Annotated in this window: 28 protein-coding genes; 9 read left to right on the top strand and 19 right to left on the bottom strand. The window is 69.4% G+C overall.

The annotated features are described in order from the left end of the window. Nucleotides 1–6: 6 nt before the first annotated feature. The 4 genes from UK23_RS31560 to UK23_RS31575 all read right to left on the bottom strand — a co-directional run bounded on the left by UK23_RS31560 (nt 7) and on the right by UK23_RS31575 (nt 2681). Nucleotides 7–237, bottom strand: a complete 231-nt coding sequence (locus tag UK23_RS31560; protein ID WP_045315343.1) for a YciI family protein — start codon at nt 235–237, stop codon at nt 7–9. 68 nt (nt 238–305) lie between these two features. Beyond that, nucleotides 306–1088, bottom strand: a complete 783-nt coding sequence (locus UK23_RS31565; RefSeq protein WP_196777965.1) for an HAD-IIB family hydrolase — start codon at nt 1086–1088, stop codon at nt 306–308. 4 nt (nt 1089–1092) lie between these two features. Further along, complete coding sequence (locus UK23_RS31570; protein WP_045315344.1) at nt 1093–1932, bottom strand: NAD(P)H-binding protein; 840 nt, start codon at nt 1930–1932, stop codon at nt 1093–1095. Further along, nucleotides 1929–2681: a TetR/AcrR family transcriptional regulator gene (locus UK23_RS31575; RefSeq protein WP_045315345.1), complete on the bottom strand. Its 753-nt coding sequence runs from the start codon at nt 2679–2681 to the stop codon at nt 1929–1931. The genes UK23_RS31570 and UK23_RS31575 overlap by 4 nt, the downstream gene beginning before the upstream one ends. Nucleotides 2682–2840: 159 nt before the next feature. Here UK23_RS31575 and UK23_RS31580 point away from each other — a divergent pair, with 159 nt between their 5' ends. Continuing rightward, a complete protein-coding gene (locus UK23_RS31580) occupies nt 2841–3065 on the top strand; it encodes a hypothetical protein (protein WP_045315346.1) in 225 nt (74 codons plus the stop codon). Nucleotides 3066–3147: 82 nt separating this feature from the next. Here the strand turns inward: UK23_RS31580 and UK23_RS31585 are convergent, their stop codons facing one another. Together UK23_RS31585 and UK23_RS31590 are read right to left on the bottom strand one after the other, a co-directional pair. Continuing rightward, nucleotides 3148–3792 (bottom strand): GDSL-type esterase/lipase family protein, encoded by a 645-nt coding sequence (locus tag UK23_RS31585; protein ID WP_045315347.1) that lies wholly within the window; start codon nt 3790–3792, stop codon nt 3148–3150. A 49-nt stretch (nt 3793–3841) separates the two neighbouring features. Further along, a complete protein-coding gene (locus UK23_RS31590; RefSeq protein WP_231114769.1) occupies nt 3842–4534 on the bottom strand; it encodes a hypothetical protein in 693 nt (230 codons plus the stop codon). Between the two features lie 54 nt (nt 4535–4588). On the opposite strand from UK23_RS31590, the gene UK23_RS31595 reads away from it, so the two are divergent. Beyond that, on the top strand, nt 4589–5413 hold the full coding sequence (locus tag UK23_RS31595; protein ID WP_045315369.1) for an SCO6745 family protein: 825 nt from the start codon (nt 4589–4591) through the stop codon (nt 5411–5413). Between the two features lie 134 nt (nt 5414–5547). Here the strand turns inward: UK23_RS31595 and UK23_RS31600 are convergent, their stop codons facing one another. The 6 genes from UK23_RS31600 to UK23_RS31625 form a co-directional block, all read right to left on the bottom strand. Continuing rightward, nucleotides 5548–5772: a hypothetical protein gene (locus tag UK23_RS31600; RefSeq protein ID WP_045315349.1), complete on the bottom strand. Its 225-nt coding sequence runs from the start codon at nt 5770–5772 to the stop codon at nt 5548–5550. Next, on the bottom strand, nt 5769–6281 hold the full coding sequence (locus UK23_RS31605; RefSeq protein ID WP_045315350.1) for a general stress protein: 513 nt from the start codon (nt 6279–6281) through the stop codon (nt 5769–5771). The genes UK23_RS31600 and UK23_RS31605 overlap by 4 nt, the downstream gene beginning before the upstream one ends. Before the next feature lie 41 nt (nt 6282–6322). Further along, entirely contained in the window at nt 6323–7582 is a 1260-nt protein-coding gene (locus UK23_RS54840) for a GNAT family N-acetyltransferase (protein ID WP_330770338.1), read from the bottom strand. Continuing rightward, nucleotides 7564–9195, bottom strand: coding sequence for an MFS transporter (locus tag UK23_RS31615; RefSeq protein ID WP_082115124.1), 1632 nt, complete (start codon nt 9193–9195; stop codon nt 7564–7566). Before UK23_RS31615 ends, UK23_RS54840 begins: the two co-directional genes overlap by 19 nt. 85 nt (nt 9196–9280) lie before the next feature. Beyond that, on the bottom strand, nt 9281–10534 hold the full coding sequence (locus UK23_RS31620; protein WP_045315352.1) for a hypothetical protein: 1254 nt from the start codon (nt 10532–10534) through the stop codon (nt 9281–9283). A gap of 67 nt (nt 10535–10601) precedes the next feature. After that, nucleotides 10602–11183, bottom strand: coding sequence for an RNA polymerase sigma factor (locus tag UK23_RS31625; RefSeq protein WP_045315353.1), 582 nt, complete (start codon nt 11181–11183; stop codon nt 10602–10604). A 114-nt stretch (nt 11184–11297) separates the two neighbouring features. On the opposite strand from UK23_RS31625, the gene UK23_RS31630 reads away from it, so the two are divergent. After that, complete coding sequence (locus tag UK23_RS31630; RefSeq protein WP_045315354.1) at nt 11298–11534, top strand: hypothetical protein; 237 nt, start codon at nt 11298–11300, stop codon at nt 11532–11534. Nucleotides 11535–11733: 199 nt separating this feature from the next. Here the strand turns inward: UK23_RS31630 and UK23_RS52035 are convergent, their stop codons facing one another. Continuing rightward, nucleotides 11734–11973 (bottom strand): hypothetical protein, encoded by a 240-nt coding sequence (locus UK23_RS52035; RefSeq protein ID WP_156213518.1) that lies wholly within the window; start codon nt 11971–11973, stop codon nt 11734–11736. Between the two features lie 61 nt (nt 11974–12034). Between UK23_RS52035 and UK23_RS31635 the strand changes: the two genes are divergently transcribed. After that, entirely contained in the window at nt 12035–12775 is a 741-nt protein-coding gene (locus tag UK23_RS31635) for an SDR family oxidoreductase (RefSeq protein ID WP_045315355.1), read from the top strand. Here the strand turns inward: UK23_RS31635 and UK23_RS31640 are convergent. Next, nucleotides 12748–13251: a DUF2087 domain-containing protein gene (locus UK23_RS31640; RefSeq protein WP_052685232.1), complete on the bottom strand. Its 504-nt coding sequence runs from the start codon at nt 13249–13251 to the stop codon at nt 12748–12750. The genes UK23_RS31635 and UK23_RS31640 overlap by 28 nt on opposite strands. A gap of 66 nt (nt 13252–13317) precedes the next feature. Then, nucleotides 13318–13794 carry a hypothetical protein gene (locus tag UK23_RS31645; RefSeq protein ID WP_045315357.1) on the bottom strand — a complete coding sequence of 159 codons (477 nt, stop codon included), beginning with the start codon at nt 13792–13794 and terminating at the stop codon, nt 13318–13320. Between the two features lie 48 nt (nt 13795–13842). Between UK23_RS31645 and UK23_RS31650 the strand changes: the two genes are divergently transcribed. Further along, nucleotides 13843–14808: a helix-turn-helix transcriptional regulator gene (locus UK23_RS31650; protein ID WP_045315358.1), complete on the top strand. Its 966-nt coding sequence runs from the start codon at nt 13843–13845 to the stop codon at nt 14806–14808. 81 nt (nt 14809–14889) lie between these two features. Here UK23_RS31650 and UK23_RS31655 read toward each other — a convergent pair whose 3' ends face one another. Genes UK23_RS31655 through UK23_RS31670 form a run of 4 tightly spaced genes read right to left on the bottom strand, consistent with a single transcriptional unit; the run spans nt 14890 to nt 19088 of the window. Further along, nucleotides 14890–15507 (bottom strand): DUF2238 domain-containing protein, encoded by a 618-nt coding sequence (locus UK23_RS31655; RefSeq protein ID WP_231114770.1) that lies wholly within the window; start codon nt 15505–15507, stop codon nt 14890–14892. Further along, nucleotides 15497–16015 carry a sugar O-acetyltransferase gene (locus UK23_RS31660; protein ID WP_045315372.1) on the bottom strand — a complete coding sequence of 173 codons (519 nt, stop codon included), beginning with the start codon at nt 16013–16015 and terminating at the stop codon, nt 15497–15499. Before UK23_RS31660 ends, UK23_RS31655 begins: the two co-directional genes overlap by 11 nt. A gap of 17 nt (nt 16016–16032) precedes the next feature. Next, nucleotides 16033–16791 carry an SWIM zinc finger family protein gene (locus UK23_RS31665; RefSeq protein WP_045315359.1) on the bottom strand — a complete coding sequence of 253 codons (759 nt, stop codon included), beginning with the start codon at nt 16789–16791 and terminating at the stop codon, nt 16033–16035. Further along, nucleotides 16791–19088, bottom strand: coding sequence for a DEAD/DEAH box helicase (locus UK23_RS31670; RefSeq protein ID WP_045315360.1), 2298 nt, complete (start codon nt 19086–19088; stop codon nt 16791–16793). Before UK23_RS31670 ends, UK23_RS31665 begins: the two co-directional genes overlap by 1 nt. A 41-nt stretch (nt 19089–19129) precedes the next feature. Between UK23_RS31670 and UK23_RS31675 the strand changes: the two genes are divergently transcribed. The 4 genes from UK23_RS31675 to UK23_RS31690 form a co-directional block, all read left to right on the top strand. Beyond that, nucleotides 19130–19894, top strand: coding sequence for a TetR/AcrR family transcriptional regulator (locus UK23_RS31675; RefSeq protein WP_196777967.1), 765 nt, complete (start codon nt 19130–19132; stop codon nt 19892–19894). Beyond that, nucleotides 19891–20187, top strand: a complete 297-nt coding sequence (locus UK23_RS31680) for a hypothetical protein (protein WP_045315361.1) — start codon at nt 19891–19893, stop codon at nt 20185–20187. Before UK23_RS31675 ends, UK23_RS31680 begins: the two co-directional genes overlap by 4 nt. A 35-nt stretch (nt 20188–20222) precedes the next feature. Next, nucleotides 20223–20534: a hypothetical protein gene (locus UK23_RS31685; protein WP_045315362.1), complete on the top strand. Its 312-nt coding sequence runs from the start codon at nt 20223–20225 to the stop codon at nt 20532–20534. Nucleotides 20535–20729: 195 nt separating this feature from the next. After that, the coding region (locus UK23_RS31690) for a hypothetical protein (RefSeq protein WP_052685233.1) at nt 20730–21875 on the top strand (1146 nt) is incomplete at its 3' end.

Consider the following 21875-nt stretch of genomic DNA (forward strand, 5'->3'; position numbering starts at 1 on the left):
GAGGCATCAGACCACAGCCACCTGCCGTATTTCCACGACGCACGCCGGAAGGGGGATGCGCTTGACGCGTTCGACCGCTTCCTCGCGGTTGCGGACGTCGATCAGCCAGTAGCCGGACACCCCGCAGGCGTGCGGCACGAGGTCGCCGGCGTCGAGCAGGACGCCCCCGCGCTCGAGGGCGTCGGTGTGCAGTGCTGCCAACGGATCCGGACTTCTGACGAACACCATGAACCGCACCGGGCCTCCTCGATCGCGCTCCCCTTGCAGAGACGTCGAACGGGGAGGCCCGGAAATCGACGCGATGATCAGGTCAGCAGAGATTCGATGGCGGCGGCGACGCCGTCCTGCTCGTTGGTGAGCGTGCGGCGATCGGCGGCGGCGAGGACGGCCTCGTGCGCGTTGCCCATGGCGTAGCCGATTCCGGCCCAGCGCAGGATCGACAGGTCGTTGGGCATGTCGCCGAACGCCACCACGTCGCCGGCCGCGACACCTCGCTCGGCGCACAGGGCTGCCAGCGCGCCGGCCTTGCCCACGCCCGCAGCGCTGACCTCGAGCAGGCCGTGCCCGCCGGAGTGGGTGAACTGGGCCCGACCCGCCGCGACGGCCTCGGCCGCGGCGACCATCTCGTCCGCGGTGTGGTGCGCCGAGTAGGCCAGCAGCTTCACGAACGGCACGGTCCACAGGTCGTCCAGCGCGGCGACCGGCATTTCCGCGGCAGCGTCCTCCGGCATGCGCAGTACGTACGACGGCTCGTACCTGACGTGATGACCCGTCTCCACGCCGAACCCGACCGCCGTCACCGCCTCCCGCAACGCGGCTGACACCGCGCGGGCGGCGGCCACGGCGAGCGGGCGCGAGCTGACGACCTCGCGACTGCCGATGTCGTAGGTGATCGCGCCGTTGCTGCAGATCGCCGTGCCCGCGAGACCAGTGGCGAGGGCGTCGACGAACCGCGGCGGACGTGCCGTCACGAACACGACCTCGACACCGGCTTCGACCGCTGTGCGCAGTGCGTTCAGCGTGCGGCGGGACAACGTCCTGTCGTTGCGCAGCAGGGTTCCGTCGAGGTCCGTCGCGATCAGCTCCACCCGGTCATTCTCCGATGAAGTCGGCCCGGTGATCACGCGCCCACTGCGCGAACGTCCGGTACGGCCGCCCCATGAGCCGCTCGTAGTCCGGCGAGACCACGAACTCGTAGTCGGCGAAGTCGTCCGGATCACCGCCCTCGTAGCCGGCGATGCCGAGGATGTAGCGGGCGATCTCCTCCGGCCACCCGACGCTCACGTAGTAGGCGAGCGCCTCCTCGACCGTGACGTCCCGGAACCGCAGCTCCCGCCCGGCCACCTCGCTCAACGCCGCGGCCATCTGCCGTTGGGTGAGCTGCGGCGGGCCGGACAGGTTGTAGGCCTTGCCCGCGTGCCCGTCCTCCAGCAGGGCCTTGATCGCCACATCGGCGATGTCGGCCTCGTGGATCGGCTGGCCGAACTCGTCGGGGTTCGGGTGCACGATCGTGCCGTCCGCGCGGATCGACGGACCCCACAGGTCGATCTTGTTGGCCGCGAACTCGCCCGGCCGCAGATGGGTCCACTCCACGCCGGACGCCTCGACCGCCTGCTCGACCGGCAGGTGGTGGCTGGTGTCGTAGCCGTGGGTCACCGCGCCCGAGGACAGCGTCACGATCCTGCGCACGCCCGCTTTCACCGCTCGCGCAACGACTTCCGCGGCGGTCGGCGGGTGCACGAACAGGTACAGCTTCTCCACGCCGTCGAACGGGATGCTCGCCGGCTCGTCGAGATCGCCTTGCACGACCTCCACACCTGCCGGCAACGATGCGTGAGCCGGGTTGCGTGTGAGAGCACGGACGTCAGAACCCAAACCCCGCACCACCAACCGGCCGACGTTGCCCGTCGCGCCGGTCACCAGGATCGTCATCGCAGGCCCCCTTCGATTCCGTCGAGCAGTTTCTCCAGCCCGTAGTCGAACGAGCCGCGCATGTTCTCCGCGAGCGTGCCCTCGGTGTGATACGCCCCGGCGTTCCACAGCGCGGTCATCGCTGGATAGCGCTCCACGTCGAAGTAGTCGTCCCAGAACACCTGCCGCGCGCCCCACCACGAGTCGCCGGACTCGCCGGTGGCCGCCGCGAGCTGTTGATCGTCCACTTCGGACGCCGCCGCGCCGTGGACGAACCCCTCGATCGCCACGTGCGCCACGGTGACCTGGCGCGGTTCCAGCCCGGAGTCGGCCAGGGCGGCCAGCACGAACTCCTGGCCGTCCATCAGACCCGGCCCGAGCGGCGGGCGGACCATCGACACGTCACGCATCCACGGATGCGCGTGGTAGACCGCACGCGTGCGGTCCGCGTAGTGCTTGATCCGCTCACGCCACGTGCCGTCAGACGTGAGCGAGCGTTCCTGCAGCACGGCGTCGGCCATCAGGTCGAGGAGCTCGCCCTTGCCGGGCACGTGCGTGTAGAGCGACATCGTGCCGACGGTGAGTTCCTGCGCGACGCGGGCCATCGACATCGCGCCGAGCCCTTCGCGGTCGGCCACCGCGATCGCCGCGGTGACGATCTGGTCGACGCTCACCTTGGGCTTCCTGCCGACCGGCTTCGGCTCCCGCGGCGTGCGCCAGAGCAGTGCGAGCGTCCTGACCGGGTCTCCCCCGCTGCGTTCGGCGGCCATCCGTCCACCTCATTCCCGTAGGCCATACGGAAACAATACCGTACGACCTACGGAAATGGGCGCCACGTGCAACCCTCAAGTAGCCACTTGACACAATCTCCACTGCGCGCTACAAAAAATCTGTACCTGGTAGCTCTCTTCTTCGAGGAGTGACACGAGGTGCTGACGACCAGCGAGAGGGCTTTCGCGGATCTGGTCTACGCCGATCCGGAGTGGGTGAGCGCGGAGTTCGAGGCGATCATCGACGCCACCTTCGGCACCAGGCCGAGACCGCGTCCTCGCCCGTACGCGGTCACCGCGGGCTATCCGGAACCCGCGGTGCTGCGAGGGGTGCGGCGCGCCGGGTCCGCGAGGTCGCGACAGCGATCTCCTCCGGTGGGATGAGGAGTGCACGTCCTCGTTCCGCCGACGCGAAAGGAGCCCGTACAGGACGAGGGGCGGCATCCGTGCCGCCCCTTTCGCATGCCTACTCGACCAGCTCCAGCCAGGCCTCCGCGAGAACGCTGTGACCTGCGGCGGTGGGGTGCACGCCGTCTTCCGACCAGCGCTCCGGGGTGTCGAGCGCGGTGAAGACGCGGTCGGCTTCGAGGAGCTCGGCGTCGTACCGGGCGGCGAGCTCGTGCACGACCTGGATCTTCGACTCGAGGTCCACGCGCCACTCCTCGCGTTCCTGGTCGCCGATCAGCACACCATGAGGCCCGGCCTCGACGACCGCGGCCACGTGCAGCAGGAACGGTTCGACGAGGATCAGCCGCGTGTCCGCCAGTGGCTTCAACAACCGGTCATAGGTGTCCGCGTACTCCTCGGTCGAGATCACCGGCGCTTCCGGGAGGATCGTGCGCCTGCCGACGTCGTTGATGCCGACCAGGATCGACAGCACGTCCGGCCGCGCGTTCAAGACGGTCTGCCAGCGGGCTTCGAGGTCGACGACCGTGTCACCGGGGTGAGCGGTGTTCAGCCAGGTCAGGGGTCGATCGGGGTGCTCGAAGCACCACCGGCCGGCCGCCTGCAGCGGATAGGCGGCGCGGTCCTCGCCGGGCTGCCGCACGAAACTGCTGACCGAGTCGCCGGTGAACATCACGGTGCTGCCGGCCCTCAAGGTGATCGTCATGCCCGCAACCCTGACGCGACCCGCTGACAGGCCGCGCACACGACGCTGGTCAACGCCTGTTGACGTACCAGGTGACCTTCACGGCGGTCGCCGAGATGTCCTTCAGCTCGGCACACACCTCGCGGCCGAACACCAGCCCGGTGCTCCGGCAGACCCGCTCGTCGTTGTTGCTCAACGGCTTCGCCGACGTGTAACCGTGCGACGTCAGATGTGCGCGCATCACCTCGTGAGCGTGCTCGCCGGTCGCCTCCACCTGTCGCGCGCAATTGGCCCCGTGTCCGGAGCCGCACCGCATCTCGGCATTGCCCAGCCGCAAGCCGGACGGTCCTGGCAGGACGCCTTCGTCACCGGGCGCGGCGCCCTCGTGCTCGTCCAGCACGGCGACCGCGGTGCCCAGCAGACCCAGTCCCACCACGGCCGCCAGCCACACGACGCCGACGAGCCACCGCCCGTCCACCAGCAGGCCGACCGAGCACACCACCCCGGTGAGCAGCGGGTAGAGCCAGTACCCCTCCATCGCGTTCGGCACCCACGGCCCGGACCAGCCCAGCCCGTGCGGCACGACGAACCACGCCTGCAGAGCCAGCAGCACCAGCCCCACGACGAGCCCGGTCCGCACAGAGCGGGCCAACGCGCACCACAGCAGGACCGGCAGCCACAGGTACCAGCTCGCGTCCGCGAAGAACCCGGTCACCGCCAGTCCCGTCGCCGCCAGAGCAAAACGCCACCAATGCGTACGCACCCCAGTGATCCACACCTGGCCAGTATGCGGAAACGACGGGGCATGATGGCGGCCATGATTCACACCGCCCGGCATTTCCACGACTTGCTCGAGCCGATCTGCCTGGTCACGTTCTTCGCCGACGAGTGCAACGAGGAGCTGGCCGCGCTCGGCCACGGCAACTACTGGGACGGCTACTTCGCGAGCCGCGCCGCACCGCTCGGCCGCGTTCCGGCGGAGGTCGTGCACGCGGCGTTCTACAACTTCGGCGACGGGGAGGCCGCCCGGCACATCCCGAGCGCGTGGGAGAAGATCCCGCCCGAGGAGTCCGTCGCCGCACGGGAACGGGGCAGCGCTGCCTCGGTCCGGCGGATCGTGGGCGACCTGGCTGACTCCCCTGGGCTGGTGCGCGCCGCCGACCTCACCACCAAAGCCGCGACCAGCGCGCCCGTGGCCGGCAGGGTGATGTACGCGGGGATGCGCACGCTACCCATCCCGGCCGACCCGGTGGCCCGGCTGTGGCATTCCGCGACCATGCTGCGCGAGCACCGCGGCGACGGGCACATCGCCGCCCTGGTCGGCGCGGGCATCGGCGGCATCGAGGCGCACGTGCTCTCGGCACTGGAGATGGGCATCCACCCGCCGGAGTCGCACGGCCGCATCCACCACCTGCCGAAGAAGCGGCTCAACGCGGTCATGGACGGCCTGCGCGAACGGGGGGTCGTCGACGCCGAGGGCCGGTTCACCGAGGCGGGCCGAGAGCTCAAGCAACGCATCGAGGACCTGACCGACGAGCTCGCCGTCCCGCCGTACGAGGCGCTCTCGCCCGCCGAACAGGACGAGCTGGTCGCCGTGCTCGAACCCATCACCGCGAAACTGGTGGCCGCGGGTTCGCAGTGAGGTCAGGGGCGGCGCGGCCGTTCTGGTTGGTCATGTCCGCGAAGCTCTTCTCCATCCAGCCGCGCACAGGCCCGTGACACGCAGGAACGCCGCCCCGAGCGGGACGGCGTTCCGTTGTGGTGGGAGCTGGTTCCCTAAGCCGCTCGAAGATCGGCTCCGGCCGGTTCGAGCAGCAGCTGGGTGACCCGCAGCTGACGGGCGGCGGCCCGCAGGTCCTTCACGATCTCGGCGACGTCGTGGCCCAGGTCGTGGTCGGCGCGTGACGCGAGCTGAGCGGCGGACAAACCCAGGCGGGCGCTGGTCTGCCGGATCTCCTCGAGCGCGGTGCGCAGCTCGTCGACCGTCAGCGGGGTGCTCACGACCGCCAGGCCAGGCTGGTCAGCATCTCCTTGCCGCGCTCGGCGTTGCGCGGCTGGCTGAGCACGTCGTAGCGACCGGCCACGAGCTGGGTGACGGACGCGAAGTCGCGGCGGCCACGGGTGGCTCCGTAACGAGCCGCGGCGCTCGCGAGACCGAACACGGTACCGGCGACGAGGCCCACGACGATCGGGGCGAGAGCGCCGCCGGTCGAGAACAGGCCCAGCAGCAGGCCGACGAACAGACCGAGCCAGGCACCCGACGCGGCACCCGCGCCGAGGACACGGCCCCAGGTCAGGCGGCCGGTGACGCGTTCGACGATCATCGGCTCGATGCCGACGATGGTGACGTCGGCGACCGGGAAGTCGTTGTCCGCCAGGTGGTCGACGGCCCGCTGCGCCTCTTCGTAGGTCGCGTAGGAACCGATCGGCCAGCCCGAGGGCGGGGTGGGCAGTGCGTTGACGCCTGCGGCGTTGCCAGCTCCTGCGGTGAACGGAGTCGCGGTGGTCATTTTTGCAACACCTCCGATATGCGATCCCCTTACACCACGTATTACGAATGCGCTCCCACGATTGTTCCCGCAGTTGAGCCGATGTGACTCAGCTCCCTCTCGGTAAGCGTGATGTCCAGCGATTCCAGGGTTTCCGAAAGGTTTTCAACCTGAGAATTCTCAGGTTTGTTCCCGGCTCGCTCAATTGTCAGCGTCGTGCCGACCAAACGGCGGCTCAGTCCCGGTTCGAGGCGCATGACGACGAGCTGGCGGCTGAACGGCGACCGTTCGTGCGTGGCGATGTAGTGGTTGGCCATCAGGTAGTCGACGGGCAGCTGCTCGACGTCGGGATGGAACGCGTGCATGCGTTGCCAGCCGTCCGCGGTCTCCTTCTCGAGCACCCACAGGCCTTCCGCGCGACGCAGCCGGTGCGGCCACCCGGCCTGGTCCACCACCGCGCCGTCCACGAGCGGCATCGGGTGCAGCATCCCTGCGCCGAAACCGACGTCGACCAGGTGGTCGTCCACGAGCGACACGAAATGCGTGCGCGGTCCCGTCGCCACCCGGCTCATCCGCCGCGCGACGGAGTACCCGAGGCGTTCCAGCACGGCCGTGAACAGCAGCTGGTGCTCGTAGCAGTAGCCGCCCCGGCGCCGCCCGATCATCTTGGCCTGGATGTCCGCGAGGTCCAGTGACGGCACCAGGCCGAGCATCACGTCGATGTTCTCGAACGGGATGGCGCGCACATGCGCCTCGTGCAGCTCCGTCAGGGTGCTCGACGCGGACGCTCCCGTTCGCGCGAAGTACGCGTCGAGGTCCACCAAGTCCGACTGCCACATGACCGCGGACTCCCATTCGCCGCGGGTCAGGGCGTACTCCACTTCGCCGTGCTCGCTTCCCGGCAGCGGCTCGGCCCAGTCGACGTGGAACGTCCGGACGTGCCGCAGCCCGGATTTCTCCATCACGCGCCGCGAGCCGGAGTTGACGAACATCGTGGTGGCGACGACCCGCTGCACATCACCCGTCGTGAAACCGCGCCGAATCAGTGCTTTCGAGCCCTCGGTGCCGTATCCGCGACCCCAGAACTCCGGGTGCAGCCGGTAGCCGAGCTCGGCCGCGCCGTCCCCGACGGGTTTGAACTCGAACCAGCCGACGAACCTGCCGGTGTCCTTCTCGAACGCCGCCAGGAAGCTCTCGCCGAAGAAGTGCTCGACCGGTTCGGGGTCGAGGAACCGCATGACCTCGGGATCGGCGTGCAACTCGTGCAGCAGGTCCGCATCGGACGGCCCGAGCGGGCGCAGCGTCAGGCGTTCTGTTTCCACTTCGACATCGTGACCCGGTTGTCCACCGGTTTCCCGCACATCAGCGACGCGACTGCCGCCACCAGGCACAGCACGATCGCGAACCCGAAGGCGATCGCGAGCCCCTGCGCGAACGGCTCGGAGATCAGGCTGGGGAAGAACCCGCGCCCGGTCAGGAACGCGGCCTGGTCCGGCGGGAGCGTCGCGAGCTGGTCGCCGAGCAGCTGCTGGATCGGGTTGTAGCCGAGGAACGCCGCGAACAGCACGGCCACCGCGGGCAGCGACGCGACCTGCGCGGCGGCCGCCGGGGACACGCCGTGCTCGACGAGCCCGGTCCGCATCGCGCCGGGCAGCGACTGCGAGAAGCCGACGATGATCAGGCTGAAGAAGAACCCGATCGACAGCACCATCGCGGTGTTCTGGAACGTGGTCATCATGCCGCTGCCGGAGCCGCGGGAGTTCGCGGGCAGCGAGTTCATCACCTCGGCGCGGTTGGGCGAGGAGAACATGCCCATCCCGATGCCGGTGCACATGAGGATCAGCGCGAACGCCCAGTACGGGAAGTCGACCGGCAACGCGATCAGCAGCGCGAACGTGGCCGCCGCGATGAGGTTCCCGGCGAACGCGAGCATCCGGCTGCCCAAGCGGTCGGACAGGATCCCGGCGGTGGGCGCGGCGAGCAGGAAGCCGACGGTCATCGGCAGCATGTAGATGCCGGCCCACAGCGGCGTCTCCTCGTAGGAGTAGCCGTGCAGCGGCAGCCAGATGCCCTGCAACCAGATGATCAGGATGAACTGCAGCCCGCCGCGGCCGAGTGCCGAGGTGAAGTTCGCGATGTTTCCCCAGGTGAACGACCGCAGCTGGAACAGGTGCAGGTCGAACAGCGGGTTGGGCACGCGTTGCTCGATCACCACGAACGCCGCCAGCACCAGCAGTCCGCCGATCAGGCAGGTGAGCACGAGCGGGCTGGTCCAGCCGGTCTGCGAGGTGCCGTGCGGCTGGATGCCGTAGGTGATGCCGACCAGCACCGCGATCAGGCCGACCGCGAAGGTGATGTTGCCCCACCAGTCCATCTCGGCGTGCCTGCGCTCGCCGGTGTCGTGCAGCTTCAGGTACGCCCAGACCGTGCCGAACAGGCCGAACGGCACGGAGACGATGAAGACCAGGTTCCAGTTGACCGGCGCGAGCAGACCACCGATCACCAGCCCGAGGAACGAACCGGCGATGGCGGCCACACCGTTGATGCCCAGGGCCATGCCGCGCTGGGTGACCGGGAACGCGTCCGCGAGGATCGCCGAGGAGTTCGCCATCAGGAACGCCCCGCCGACGCCCTGCACCACGCGCCACCCGATCAGCCACAACGCGGCCGCGTCGCCGTCGAACCAGGTGATCGCCAGCATGATCGAGCTGGCCGTGAAGATCGCGAAGCCCAGGTTGTACATGCGGGCCCGGCCGTACATGTCGCCCAGCCGCCCGAAGCTCACCACCAGCACCGCGGTGACGACCAGGAACCCCATGATCATCCACAGCAGGTAGCCGGTGTTGGCCGGGTCGAGCGGGTTGATCGCGATGCCCTTGAAGATGTCGGGCAGCGCGATCAGCACGATCGAGGAGTTGATCGTCGCGATCAGCATGCCCAGCGTCGTGTTGGACAACGCGATCCACTTGTACCCGGCCGGAGCCGCCTGCACAGTCACTTCGCCATGCTAATCAACCTGTCTACGGCACGTCAGCAGGCTTGATCGTCTCGATCACGTTCCCGGACGTGTCCCTGACCACGACGCGGGCGTCCGGGTGGCGGTCGATCAGCGGCGCGGCCAGCACGAACGTGCCGTTGCCCAGCGACGCGGGCACGTCGGCCATGCCGGGCCTGACGTAGGTGATCGACCCGACCTGGGGGTCCAGGACCAGCCCGACGGCCGCGTAACCGGAGCTGCCGCCCTCCCCCATGCCGTTGACGATCTTGAGCGGCTTGAAGTCGTAGAACGCTGCCATCGACGCGATGGTCCTGCCCTTGACCTCGGTGAGGTCCTCGGCCTCGTACACCCTGGCGGGCGACGGCTCGGAGTCCGACTCCCGGCAGTAGACCAGCAGGTCGCCGAACCGGCCGGTGATGATCGTGTCGGTGGCGCTGACCTTCGCGGTGAGGCCGAGCCAGAACTGGTCGGCGTCCGGGATCGCACGGTCCTTCAGGCACGCGCCGAACCGCGCGGTCTCCTGGGTGTCGCGGATCGCGGGCGGGAGCGGGCGGTCCACGACGGACGGGCTGGGCTTGGGGACGCCCCGCACGGCGAAGTCCTGCCCGTTGGCCAGGGCCTTCGTGCCGGTCTCCGCCTTGAGGTAGCCGCTGGGCGCGAGGAACAGCCCGTCGACGAGCGCGGGCATCGTGGTGTTCTGGTTCGGCTCCGCGATCCGGGACAGGCTCAGGAACCTCACGTCGGGCGAGACCAGGCCCGCCAACGCGCCGGTCGGGGTGGTGAACAGGACCTTCACCTTGCGGCGGCCGTCCTCGATCTTGACCGGGTTCGGCTCTGAGATGGTCGTGGTGGTGGCGGTGTTGGCGCAGAAGAACACGCCGGTCGGGCCGCGGAAGGCGGTGAGGACCGTGCCCTCCTTGCTGCTGGTGGCGATCGGCTGCCACTGCGACGCGGGTGGGTGCGCCTTCGCGGCGGCGGTGCAGCGGGCGAGTCCGTCCGGAGCGACCTTGCCGCGTTCGACGTGGTTGTACTCGCCGCGGTCCTTGCCGGCGAACTCGCCGTTGTGCTGCATGTTCGGGTCCGCGAGCTGCGCGGACGTGCCGAAGAGCGCCTGGCCCGCGACCACGGCACCGGCGGCCAGCAGGCTGACCCCTGCGGCGATGAGAGCTGGCGTGCGGTTGCTCGCGGCGGGGTTCATGCCCTCGCTGAGACGGCGGCGGGCGCGCATCCGGACGTCGCCGGGCAGGGTGCGGTTCTCGGGCAGCTGGTCGATCACTGGGTGTCTCCGGGAGTCAGGTGGCGCTCGTCGGCGCGGGTGCGGATGTCGTGGGGCAGCTGGTTGATCACCAGGTGTCCTCCGGAGTCAGGTGGCGCAGGTGGGCGCGGGTGCGGGAGACGCGGGCGCGGACGCTCGACTCGGTGATGCCGAGCAGCGTGGCCGCGTCGGCGGTGGACACGTCGCCGAGCAGGCAGAGCTGGGCGATCTCGCGTTCGGAGTGCGGCAGCTTCGCGATGGCGGCCACCACGGCGGCGAGACGGCGCTGGGCGTCGGTGCGGGCGGCGACCTCGTCGGCGTGGTCGCGTTCGTCCTGCGGGACCAGCTTGCCGATCAGCCGCAACGCTCTGCGCGACGCCCGCCACTCCGTGCGGGCGCGGTTCGCCGTCACCGTGTAGAGCCAGGGCAGGGCGGAGTCGCGCACCAACTGGGCCTCGCCGCGCTTGCGCCACGCCGTCAGGAACGTCGCCGACAGCAGATCCTCGGCCTGCGACCAGGAGGCGGTCAGCCGGTAGGCGTAGTTCCACACCGCCTCGGCGTGGCGTTCGAAGAGCTCGGCGAAAGCGGCGTGGTCGCCCTTCGCGATCTGGTCCCAGAGGTGCGCGTCCGGCGGCGGACCCACGTCCGCGCGCTCGGTCGTCTCAGTCATCACACTCCGCCTGGGGCCGCCAACGCACAGTGTGCTGCGTGACGGCCGTCACGCACATACCGGTCGGTAGGCCCTCGTCGCAGGCGTGGGTGAGCGCGATGGCAAGATCGTGGCGTGCCGATCGAGCAGCAGCAGTCCGGCAGTGCAGAGCCGGAGACCCAGGTGTTCGCGAAGATCATGATCGAGGGACCGACCTTGCCGGCCACAGCACCGGCGACAGCACCGGCAACGCCGGTCACGCCCGCCCCGGCGCCCGTGGCAGCGAAGCCCGCGTCCGCGAGTCAGTCGAAGTCGCTGGCCAAGAGGATCGCCCGGCGCATCCTCGGCCCGACTCTCATGACCAAGAAATAGCCACGGCTACCGGTCGGGGACCTGGCCGATCCCACCGCACACACGGCAGGCGGTCCGGTCCTCGTTGAGCCCAGAACCATGGCAACGGCTGCACTCCTTCACAGAGGATCAGTGTCCGCCTCTACTCCGAGTGGACGCAGCCGCCAAGCAGGGACCCCGGCGGCAATAATGGGTGACCCCCATCGTTCACGCTCGGTGATCAGGCCGGGGTGGACGGTGCGGCCGGAATCTCGTTGGCACGGGCCACATTGCCTGCGACAACACCTGGGACGATGCCTCCGCGGTCGCCGTGCGGGAGCTTCCACCAGCCAGAGCAACCACGGGGGCACGGGTGCGACATCTCGTGCAGCACAAGGCCTTCCGGGCCGGGAACGGGTTGCTGCCACGACATCGTGCCCGAGCCCGCGCAGAGCAGGCAGGTGTCCTCTTCGCACTCCACGCAAGGTAATTACTCCACACGGGACACTGAGGGCAATCGCTGAATCGAGGGGAGATCACCGATGGCGGTCGCGGTCGTGACAGGAGCGGGTTCCGGCGTGGGTCGTGCGGCGGCGCGAACCCTGCTGGCGGCGGGTTTCCAGGTCGCCGTGGCAGGGCGTCGTGAGGACGCCCTGCAGGAGACGGGAGACGGCTTTCCCGACACTGCGTTCGTTGTACCAACCGATGTGTCGCATGAGGACTCGGTGGTCGCGCTGTTCGAGGCGGTGGTGGCGAAGTGGGGCCGGGTGGACGTGTTGTTCAACAACGCGGGCACGAACGTCCGGGCCACGCCGATCGAGGAGTTCAGCCTCAGCGCGTGGGAGAAGGTCGTCGGGGTGAACCTGACGGGTGCGTTCCTGTGCGCGCGTGAGGCGTTCAAGGTGATGAAGACCGGTGGTGGCGGCCGGATCATCAACAACGGCTCGATCTCGGCGTCGGTGCCGCGCCCGCACGCGGTGGCGTACAACGCGACCAAGCACGCGATCACCGGGCTGACCAAGACGTTGTCGCTGGAGGGCAGGGCCTACGGCATCGCGTGCGGGCAGATCGACATCGGCAACGCGGCGACGGAGATGACCGCGCGCATGGGTCAGGGCGTGCTGCAGGCGAACTTCGAGACCAAGCCGGAGCCGACGTTCGACGTGCGGCACGTGGCCGACGCGGTGCTGTACCAGGCGCGGTTGCCGCTCGACGCCAACGTGCAGTTCATGACCGTGATGGCCACGACCATGCCCTACATCGGCAGGGGCTGGGCCTGGTAGAGGCCGCCGCCGCGTTCGAGCAGCCCCAGGTCCACGAGGTACCGGCGGATCGTGACGTGGTCGATCTCTCCCCCGTCGCACCACGCCTGGAGCCGTTCGTTGATTTCCTTCTCCTCGTAGTACGTCTGCGGGGTGAAGGCGTTCGACGCGACGTGCTCGAGGATCTTGCGCCGGCGTTCGTACGAGACCGGCAGTGAGATCAGCTTGTCGCCGCGCACGAAGGGTGCGAGCCCGTCGGCGGGCATGGACTCCGTGAGCGTGGCGGCGAGCGGCTTGAGGTCGGCCGGCCGGGCCGGGTCGCCCTCGACCAGGCCGGCCTCGCGGAGCTTGAGCAGTGCGATGCCGGCGTCCTTGGCCTTGAGCCCGGACGTGGCGGCGATGTCGGCGAGCGTTCCCGCGCCGAGGACGACGGCGGCGAACGCCTTGAGCCTCGACGGTTCAGCCAGCACGCGCACAACGGACTCCGGGGTGGTCATGTCTGCGACCGTAACCACCCCGTCCACCCGATTTTCACTTCGACGGGGCGCCCTGCCAGTCGTCCGTCATCGGCCGACCAGCCCCGGAGCCATCGTGTCCTCGAGGTAGGAGTCGAAGTCCGGCTCGTCGGGCTCCAGCACGTGCCGCACCCACGCGTCGCGCTCGTACGACAGCGGCGGAAGCTCCCACACGCAGCCGATGAGGTCCTTGGGGATGACGCTGAAATGCGTGAGGTCGGGATCGGTCGAGCCGAGGAACGGCTGGTCACCGGACACGGCGGTGCGGCAGTGCAGGACGTTGTCCCAGACCCAGTTGTAGGCGTTGAGGTACATGCCCGCGGCACTGCGGTGCAGCACCGTGACCGTGGCGGGCGGCGTCGGGTCGTCGAAGTCCGGGTAGATCGTGGGCAGGAACGCGTAGGCGGCCCCGCGGATGTCGTCGGTGATCTCGAGGCCGGGCGTGACGACCTCGTAGCGCTTGACGTGCCGACCCGCGATGACCAGCGGTTCCTTCACCGCCAGGTGCTTGTCGTAGAAAGCCATGCGTCGAACATATGAGCTATCCCTGACAACCTGTGGCAGTGTCTTCCCATGCGTGCGAGCCGGTTGGTGTCCTTGCTGCTGCTGTTGCAGACGAAGGGGCGGATGACCGCGCAGGCGCTGGCCGACGAGCTGGAGGTGTCGGTCCGCACGATCTACCGCGATGTGGAGTCGCTGCACGGCGCCGGCGTGCCTTTGTACGGCGACGCGGGACCGGCGGGCGGGTACCAGTTGCTCGACGGCTACCGCACGCGGCTGACCGGGCTGACCGAGCAGGAGGCGGAGTCGCTGTTCCTGGCCGGGTTGCCGGGTCCGGCGGCGGATCTGGGGCTCGGGGACGCGGTGTCCGCGGCGCAGCTCAAGCTGATGGCCGCCTTGCCGTCGTCGATGCGCGACCGGGCCTCGCGGATGGCGTCGCGGTTCCACCTGGACGCGCCCGCCTGGTACTACGACCCGGAACGCTCGCCGTTCCTGGAGCTCGTGGCGGACGCGGTGTGGCATTCGCGATGCCTGGAGGTCTCCTACCGGCGGTGGCAGGCACCGGAGGACGTGACGCGGACGCTGAAGCCGTTGGGGCTCGTGCTGAAGGCGGGCCGCTGGTACCTCGTGGCGCAGGGCTCGTCGCGGATCTCGACGTACCGGGTGTCGCAGATGCAGGCCGTCACGGTGCTGGACACGACGTTCGAGCGTCCCGGCGGGTTCGATCTGGCGGAGCACTGGGCGGCGTCGCTGGAGGAGTTCCAGGCCCGGCAGTACACCGGCGAGGCGGTGATCCGGTTGACGGCGCGTGGCTTCGAGTCGTTCGCGTCGAACGTCCTGCCGGTGGTCGCGCGGGCGGCCGCGGAGTCCGCGGTGGACGAGGGCGAGCGGGTGCGGGTGACGATCCCCATCGAGTCGATCGGGCACGCGGCCGGGATGTTGCTGCGGATGGGTGGCGAGGTCGAGGTGCTCTCACCGCCGGAGCTGCGCGCGCACATCACCGACGTGGTGCGGCAGCTGGCCGCGACCTACCTGTAGCCGAACCGTGCGAGGCGGGGCCCTGCCCTTCGCGTGAAATTCGATCTGTTCGAGAGCGCGGCGACGTGCGTGATGGCCTGCTCAAAGCTCACGCGCGAGCTGCCGGTCGTGCACCCGGGACAGCGTCAGCTGCCCGGCAAGCGCTCCCAGCAGCGCCATGAACATGTCCCACTGGGTGTCCCAGACGTCGCCCTGGGTGCCGAGGAAGTCGTCCGCGGCCGAGCCCCCGATGACCGCCGACGCCCATTCGAGGAGTTCGTACGACGCGCTGAACGCCAGGCACACGGACACCACCAGCACGAACAGCCAGCCGCCCGGTCGCAGCGGAGTGCGGCGCAAGAGCAGCTCACGGGTGAGCAGGGCGGGCACGAAGCCCTGCACGAAGTGGCCGAACCGGTCGTAGTGGTTGCGCGCGAGGTCGAACAGGTCCTGCGCCCAGAACCCCAGCGGCACGCGGGCATAGGTGTAGTGGCCGCCGAGGATCAGCACCAGGGCGTGCACGAAGATCAGCCGGTAGAGCAGCGGCGTGAGCGGGAAGCGCCGGTACGTCGCGATCAGCACGGCCCCGCCGATGAGAACCGGCGCGATTTCGAGGTACCAGGTCGCGCGGCTGTAGGGGTTGATGCCGGACGCGACCAGGGCGATCGCGGTCAGGCCGAGCAGGATCAGCGGTTCGGTCGAGGAACGCTCATAGCTCACGGATCACCTTGCACGGGTTGCCCACGGCCAGCACGCGCGGCGGGATGTCGCGCGTGACGACGCTACCGGCTCCGATCACCGCGTTGTCGCCGATCGTGACGCCCGCGCAGACGATGACACCGCCGCCGAGCCACACGTTGTTCCCGATGGTGATGGGCGCGGCGGTCTCGAAGCGCTGACGGCGGGCCTCGTGGTCCTCGATCGGGTGCAGCGCGGTGAGGAGCTGGGCGCGCGGGCCGATGGAGACGTCGTCGCCGATGGTGATCCGGGCGCAGTCCATGAGGATCGCGTCGTAGTTGAGGAAGCTGTTGGAGCCCAGGTGGATCTGGTAGCCGTAGTCGCACTGGAACCGCGGCATGACCCACGAGCCCGCGCCGATCGAACCGAGGAGCTTCTCGATGACCGCGTGGGAGCGGGTGGCGTTGAACTCGTCGACGAGCTGCTGCGAGCGCCGGCGTTCGGCGACCAGCTCGGGGTCGGAGTCCTGGTACAGCTGCCCGGTCAACATCTTCTGCTTCTCGGTGATCACTCCTCGAGGATGCCCGAACGCAGCAACGCGCGTGCTCTCATCGCGGCGATCTCCATCAGTGCGGTCAGGTCCGCCGCGTCGAATCCGGGTGGTGGCTCGACCGCGAGCACCACAGGTGTGGTGGCCGGAAGTCCGGGACGCGCGGGTAGCTGAGCTGCGGGTTCGAGCGAAACCACCACAGGTGTTCTGGTGCCGACGGGCCCGGCGACGCGGTACCGCAGCGCGTCGAGGAGTTCTTGTTCCGGTTTTCCCCTGAGCAGCAGCAGGACGAACGGGTCGGCGTCGAGCAGCCAGCCGACCTGGAACGCGAGCGCGGCCGCGTGCCGGCACGGGAGCTCCCAGCCCTCGCAGTCGCAGGAGGGGTCGAGGTCGCCGATGCCGGGCAGCAGGTCCACATCGGACTCCGCGGCGGCGTCCACGAGATCGCGGGGCATGTCGTTGTCCAGCAAGGCGGCGACGTGGCCGGGCTGTTCGGCGACGCGGTCGAGGAACCGTCCCCATTGGACTTCCGAGAGCACCGGCACCTGCACGGTGGTGCTGTGGACGGCTCCGGCGTCGTGGACCGGTGCGTGCAGGCGGCCGGGGCTGACGGTGATCGGGCCGACGACGCCGGCGTGGGCGTAGCGGCGGCCGAGGCGGATCATCGCGTTGTCGAGCGCGGTGTCCTCGAGGGCCTGGACCCAGGCCTTGCCCCACCACGTCGTGGCGACGCGGCGTTTCACCTTGGGGAACGCGGAGAAACCGCGTGCGGTCATCACTGGCTCCTGAGCTGGACGAGTTCGGCGAGTTCGGCGTCGGTCAGTTCGGTGAAGGCGGCCTCTCCCCCGTGCAGGACGGCGTCGGCAAGCGAGCGCTTCTCCTGCAGCAGGGCGGCGATGCGTTCCTCGACGGTGCCTTCGGTGACGAGCTTGTGGACCTGGACCGGGCGGGTCTGGCCGATGCGGTAGGCGCGGTCGGTGGCCTGGTCCTCGACGGCGGGGTTCCACCAGCGGTCGAAGTGGATCACGTGGTCGGCGCGGGTGAGGTTGAGACCGGTACCGGCGGCCTTCAGGGACAACAGGAACACAGGTGCGCGGCCCTGCTGGAAGTCGTCGACCATCTGCTCGCGTCGCGGAACGGGTGTGCCGCCGTGCAGGAAACGCGTGGGCTGCTTGATGTGCTGTTCGAGCAGCCGGGCCATTCCGACGTACTGGGTGAAGATCAGCACCGAGCCGTCCTCGGCGACGATCGTGTCGAGCAGTTCGTCGAGCAGCTCGAGCTTGCCGGACGTGCCCTGCAGCGCGGGGTGGCCGAGGTAGTGCGAGGGGTGGTTGCAGATCTGCTTGAGTCCGGTGAGCAGCTTCAGCACCAGACCTCGGCGTGCCATGCCGTCGCTGGCCGCGATCTGCTCCAGGGTCTCCCTGGTCAGCGCATCGTACAACGCCGCCTGCTCGGTGGTGAGCGAGACGGGCAGGTCGGTCTCGGTCTTCGGAGGCAGTTCGGGGGCGACGCCGGGGTCGGACTTGCGGCGGCGCAACAGGAACGGCCGGACGACCTTGGCGAGCGTGCCGTCGGGTTCTGGCCAGCGGGTGCGGAACGCGCGGTGCGTCCCGAGCAGGCCCGGTGTCGTCCAGTCCAGAATGGACCACAGCTCGGACAGCGAGTTCTCCACCGGGGTGCCGGAGAGCGCGACGCGCGCGCCGGCCGGGATGGAACGGAGTGCTTTGGCGGTGCCGGAGTGCGGGTTCTTGACGTGCTGGGCTTCGTCCGCGACGACCATGCCCCACTCGTGGTTCCGCAACGTCTCCGCGTCCAGGCGCATGGTGCCGTAGGTCGTGAGCACGATGCCTTCGGCGGCGAGAGTCCGTTGTGGACCGTGGTAGCGGGTGACGGGCGTGCCGGGCGCGAACCGGTGGATCTCGCGTTCCCAGTTGCCCAGCAGCGAGGCCGGGCAGACGACCAGCGTCGGGTTCTCGTGCCGCCGCTGCAGGTGCAGGGCGATCAGCGTGATGGTCTTGCCGAGGCCCATGTCGTCGGCGAGGCACGCGCCGAGCCCGAGCGAGGTCATGTGCGCGAGCCACCTCAGCCCGTGCAGCTGGTAGTCGCGCAGCTTGGCCTGCAGGCCGGCGGGCGCCGGGATCTCGGGGATCGCGCCGATCGCCGTCGTGAGGCTGTGCGGAGCGACCTCGACCTGTTCGCCGTCGACGACCGCCACGCCGGCGAGCGCCGCGGTCACGGCCTGAACAGCGGTGATCGGGTTGAGCTGCTGCCTGGCCTTCTTCTTCAGCGCGGGATCGACGAGCACCCACTGGTCACGCAGCCGCACCACGGGCCGGCTCGCTTCGGCGATGACGTCCATCTCGGCGTCGGTCAGCGCGGATCCTCCGAGCGCCAGCTGCCAGTTGAACGTCAGCAGGTCGTCCGCCTTGAACTGGCCGCTCGGCTCGCCGATGACGGCCCGCGCGGACAACGTCGTGGTCAGGTTCTTGGGCCAGTGGACCTCGATGTCGGTCTCGAGCAGCTCGGCGACCTCGTCGTCGGCCAGGTCGGCCTGGTCGAGCAGCCGTTGCAACGGCGGCCAGGTGGAGCGGCCGATCGCCCGGATCGCGTCGAGCTCACGACCGGAGCCGCGCACGTCCCGCGGGTAGGGGTCGGTGACGGCCCTGACCTGGACGATCGCCCGGAGCCGCAGGTCGTCGGTCGTCTCGATGCGCAACGACAGCTCGACCTGCTCGTCCGCCCACGACTTCAACTCCGGGACGTGGCAGGGCTCGGCAGCGGCGAAGGGGCCATCCGCACCGCCACGGGGCAGCACGTCCGCCACGGCGTCCAGGAACGCCCGCAGCTCGTCGTAGTCGCCGTGGGCCGCGAGCTGCCGCAGGTGCAGTTCATCGGCATGGTCGAGCGGTCCGATGCGCCAGGTGTCGCGGCCGTCCTCCGTCACGCTCGGCACGATCCGGCCGCGCGCGACGAGGTTGAGCGCCGTCGCGGTGGCCACTCCCCAGTAACCGGTGTCGTTCAGCGCGTCGGGTAAGGCTTCGAACAGGGCTTTTCCACGCAGCTCGCCGAACATACCATGTACCGTACACCATACGGTACGGTAGGGTCGTGCTCGTGATCGAACACACGGGCAGCGGTGACCCGGCGCGGACGCTGGCGTTGCTGTGGCGCACGCAGGAGCGGGTCTCGCGCAAGGGCAAGCCCGACCTGAGCGTGGACCGCATCGTGCAGGCGGGCATCCAGCTCGCAGACGCCGACGGACTCAAGGCGTTGTCGATGCGGCGCGTGGCCGAGTCGCTGGGCGTGGGCACGATGTCGCTCTACACCTACGTGCCCGGCAAGGGCGAGCTGATCGACGTCATGGTCGACACCGTCCAGGCCGTGACCGGGCGCTCCGAGACCGAGGGCTGGCGTGAACACCTTATGTACGTCGCGCGGGAGAACCTCGCGCTGTACCGCAAGCACCCGTGGTTGTTGCAGGTCGCGCCGTCGCGCACGGTGCTGGGCCCGCAGGTGGCGGCGAAGTACGACTTCGAGCTGCGCGGCCTGGAGGGCATCGGCCTGACCGATGTCGAGATGGACTCGGTGCTCAACCTCGTCCTGGGCCACGTGCAGACCTCGGCAAGAGGTCTCACGGCGGCAGCGCTCACGGAGCAGGAGACGGGGCTGACCGACCAGCAGTGGTGGGACGCGGCGGCGCCGTTCCTGATGACCGTGTTCGACCCGGCGCGCTACCCCGTCGCGGCACGGGTGGGCGGTGCGGTCGGTGAGGCGCACCAGAGCGCGTTCAGCCCGGAGCACTCGTTCGAGTTCGGTCTGGAGATGATTCTCGGCGGGGTGGGCCAGCTGGTCGCCGCACGACAGGGGGAGCCGCAGTGACGAACGAGCCGATCACGAAGGACGGACGGCGCAGGATCCTGGAGGCGCTGATGTACCTCCACGACGCCACCTCGGCGGAAGGACCGGCGAGCCGCGAAGAGGCCGAGATCCTCAGCGGGGTGATGACGATGCTCGCCTTCTCCGGGATCGACGTCGCCCGCCGCGTTCGCGCCGGTGCGGACCTCGATCCAGCCGCGGCGCGCGTGCTGGACGAGTTCGAGGAGCACATCACGCGGGCGGCATCGCTCTCCCAGCAGTTTCTGGGGCTCGTCCAGCACGCGGACCCGTCCTGAGCTGATCACCTGATCGGCGGTGGGCTAGGCCGCGGATGCCACCGCCGGGCGACTGCGGCGACCGCGTCCAGGCCTACGCCAAGACCCTGCAGCCCGTCCACGCCTGGAACATCAGAGTCACCGGACCGGGCCTCACCGATCTGCTGCCCGGCCGAGCAGGCCGGGTGTTCCTGGTGTTCCACGACGATGACGACGACGAACAGCGTGACGTGTTCATCGACGACAGCCACCCGCTCAACGTGTTCGCCACGGTCAACGGCCAGCGCGTGGTGATCGTGGTGAGCGTGACCGACATCAACAACCGCGTCACGTACTGCACGAAGAACATCCCGTTCAACCATCCCTGACAGGTCTGCTCGGCGCCTGTCGGGACCACTCCTGACGGGCGCCGAAGCTGATCTCCACAGTTACGGGCTGATGACACCTCACAGGATGAGGCGCCAATTCCCACGCGGTGCCGCACAGGTGCCTACAGTTACGCCACGCGGCGTGGTGACGATCTACAGGTCGCGTGACCGGAACCGCCACAGGGAGGCCCGCTCGTGGTGATCGACTCGCAGCCGCGACAGGCGCTGGTGCGCCGGGTCACCGGTCTCGCGCGGTCGACACCGGGCCGGTTGAGCCTGATCATCCTGGTGCTCGCGATCGCGAGCCTGGCCAGCGGCGCGCTGACGACGTGGAGCGTGAACCGGCAGGAACAGGCGCTCGAAGACCTGGCCACCCGTTCCGAACCCCTCGCGCACGCCGCGCAGGAGGTCTACCGGGCGTTGCAGGACGCGGACGCGACGGCCGCGAGCGCGTTCCTGTCCGGCGGTCTGGAGCCTCCTCAGCTGCGGGATCGCTACGAGGCCGACATCGCCCAGGCCCAAGCCGCGCTCTCCGTGGCCACCGCCTCCTCCCCCGACCTCACGGCGACGCTGGCCGCGCAGCTGCCGGTCTACACGGGCCTGATCGAGACCGCGCGGACGAACAACCGGCAAGGCTTCCCGGTCGGCGCGGCGTACCTGCGGGAAGCGTCCGGGCTGATGCGCACCGAGCTGCTGCCGTCGGCACAGGAGCTGTACCGGGCGGAGACGGACCGGGTCGTGAGCGCGCAGCACGAGGCGAACTTCCCGTGGGGTTCGATGAGCGTCGCGCTGGCGTTCGTGATCGCCCTGGTCCTCACCCAGCGTTATCTGACCCGCAAGACGAACCGGCTGCTCAACATCGGCCTGCTCATCGCGACCGGGGCGGCGGGCCTGTCGCTGCTGTGGGCGACCACGGTGTCGGTGCTGGTGATCAACGACGTGGCGGACTCGCGGACGGCGTCGGAGAAGGTGGACGTGCTCGCGCAGGCGCGGATCGCGACCCTGACCGCACGCGGCGAGGAGACGCTGACACTGGTCGCGCGGGGTGCGGGCCAGGCGTACGAGAAGAACTTCGTCGAGGTGTCCGAGAAGCTGGAAGGGCAGCTGGAGCAGGCGAAACGGCTGGACAACACGGAGGCCGTGGACCAGGCGATGAGGCACTTCCGGCAGTGGCAGCAGGTGCACCAGCGCATCCGCGAGGCCGACGACGCCGGGCAGTACAACGACGCCGTCGCGCTGATCGACAACCCCTACTTCGACTCGCTGGACCAGGACCTGGTGCGGGCGATCGGCGAGGCGCGGCAGGACTTCAGCGACGAGGTGGCGACTGTCTCTTATACA

This window comes from Lentzea aerocolonigenes (assembly GCF_000955955.1).
Classification (GTDB): Bacteria; Actinomycetota; Actinomycetes; order Mycobacteriales; family Pseudonocardiaceae; genus Lentzea; species Lentzea aerocolonigenes_A.

Excerpts from the sequence above, each read along its gene's own strand:
- UK23_RS31575 (WP_045315345.1), bottom strand. The coding sequence starts at position 2,681 with ATGGCCGCCGAACGCAGCGGGGGAGACCCGGTCAGGACGCTCGCACTG.
- UK23_RS31665 (WP_045315359.1), bottom strand. The coding sequence starts at position 16,791 with ATGACCGCACGCGGTTTCTCCGCGTTCCCCAAGGTGAAACGCCGCGTC.
- UK23_RS31685 (WP_045315362.1), top strand. The coding sequence starts at position 20,223 with ATGCCACCGCCGGGCGACTGCGGCGACCGCGTCCAGGCCTACGCCAAG.
- UK23_RS31570 (WP_045315344.1), bottom strand. The coding sequence starts at position 1,932 with ATGACGATCCTGGTGACCGGCGCGACGGGCAACGTCGGCCGGTTGGTG.
- UK23_RS31595 (WP_045315369.1), top strand. The coding sequence starts at position 4,589 with ATGATTCACACCGCCCGGCATTTCCACGACTTGCTCGAGCCGATCTGC.
- UK23_RS31640 (WP_052685232.1), bottom strand. The coding sequence starts at position 13,251 with ATGACCACCCCGGAGTCCGTTGTGCGCGTGCTGGCTGAACCGTCGAGG.
- UK23_RS31650 (WP_045315358.1), top strand. The coding sequence starts at position 13,843 with ATGCGTGCGAGCCGGTTGGTGTCCTTGCTGCTGCTGTTGCAGACGAAG.
- UK23_RS31670 (WP_045315360.1), bottom strand. The coding sequence starts at position 19,088 with ATGTTCGGCGAGCTGCGTGGAAAAGCCCTGTTCGAAGCCTTACCCGAC.
- UK23_RS31605 (WP_045315350.1), bottom strand. The coding sequence starts at position 6,281 with ATGACCACCGCGACTCCGTTCACCGCAGGAGCTGGCAACGCCGCAGGC.
- UK23_RS31645 (WP_045315357.1), bottom strand. The coding sequence starts at position 13,794 with ATGGCTTTCTACGACAAGCACCTGGCGGTGAAGGAACCGCTGGTCATC.
- UK23_RS31585 (WP_045315347.1), bottom strand. The coding sequence starts at position 3,792 with ATGACGATCACCTTGAGGGCCGGCAGCACCGTGATGTTCACCGGCGAC.
- UK23_RS31625 (WP_045315353.1), bottom strand. The coding sequence starts at position 11,183 with ATGACTGAGACGACCGAGCGCGCGGACGTGGGTCCGCCGCCGGACGCG.
- UK23_RS31615 (WP_082115124.1), bottom strand. The coding sequence starts at position 9,195 with ATGCTGATCGCGACGATCAACTCCTCGATCGTGCTGATCGCGCTGCCC.
- UK23_RS31660 (WP_045315372.1), bottom strand. The coding sequence starts at position 16,015 with ATGTTGACCGGGCAGCTGTACCAGGACTCCGACCCCGAGCTGGTCGCC.
- UK23_RS31635 (WP_045315355.1), top strand. The coding sequence starts at position 12,035 with ATGGCGGTCGCGGTCGTGACAGGAGCGGGTTCCGGCGTGGGTCGTGCG.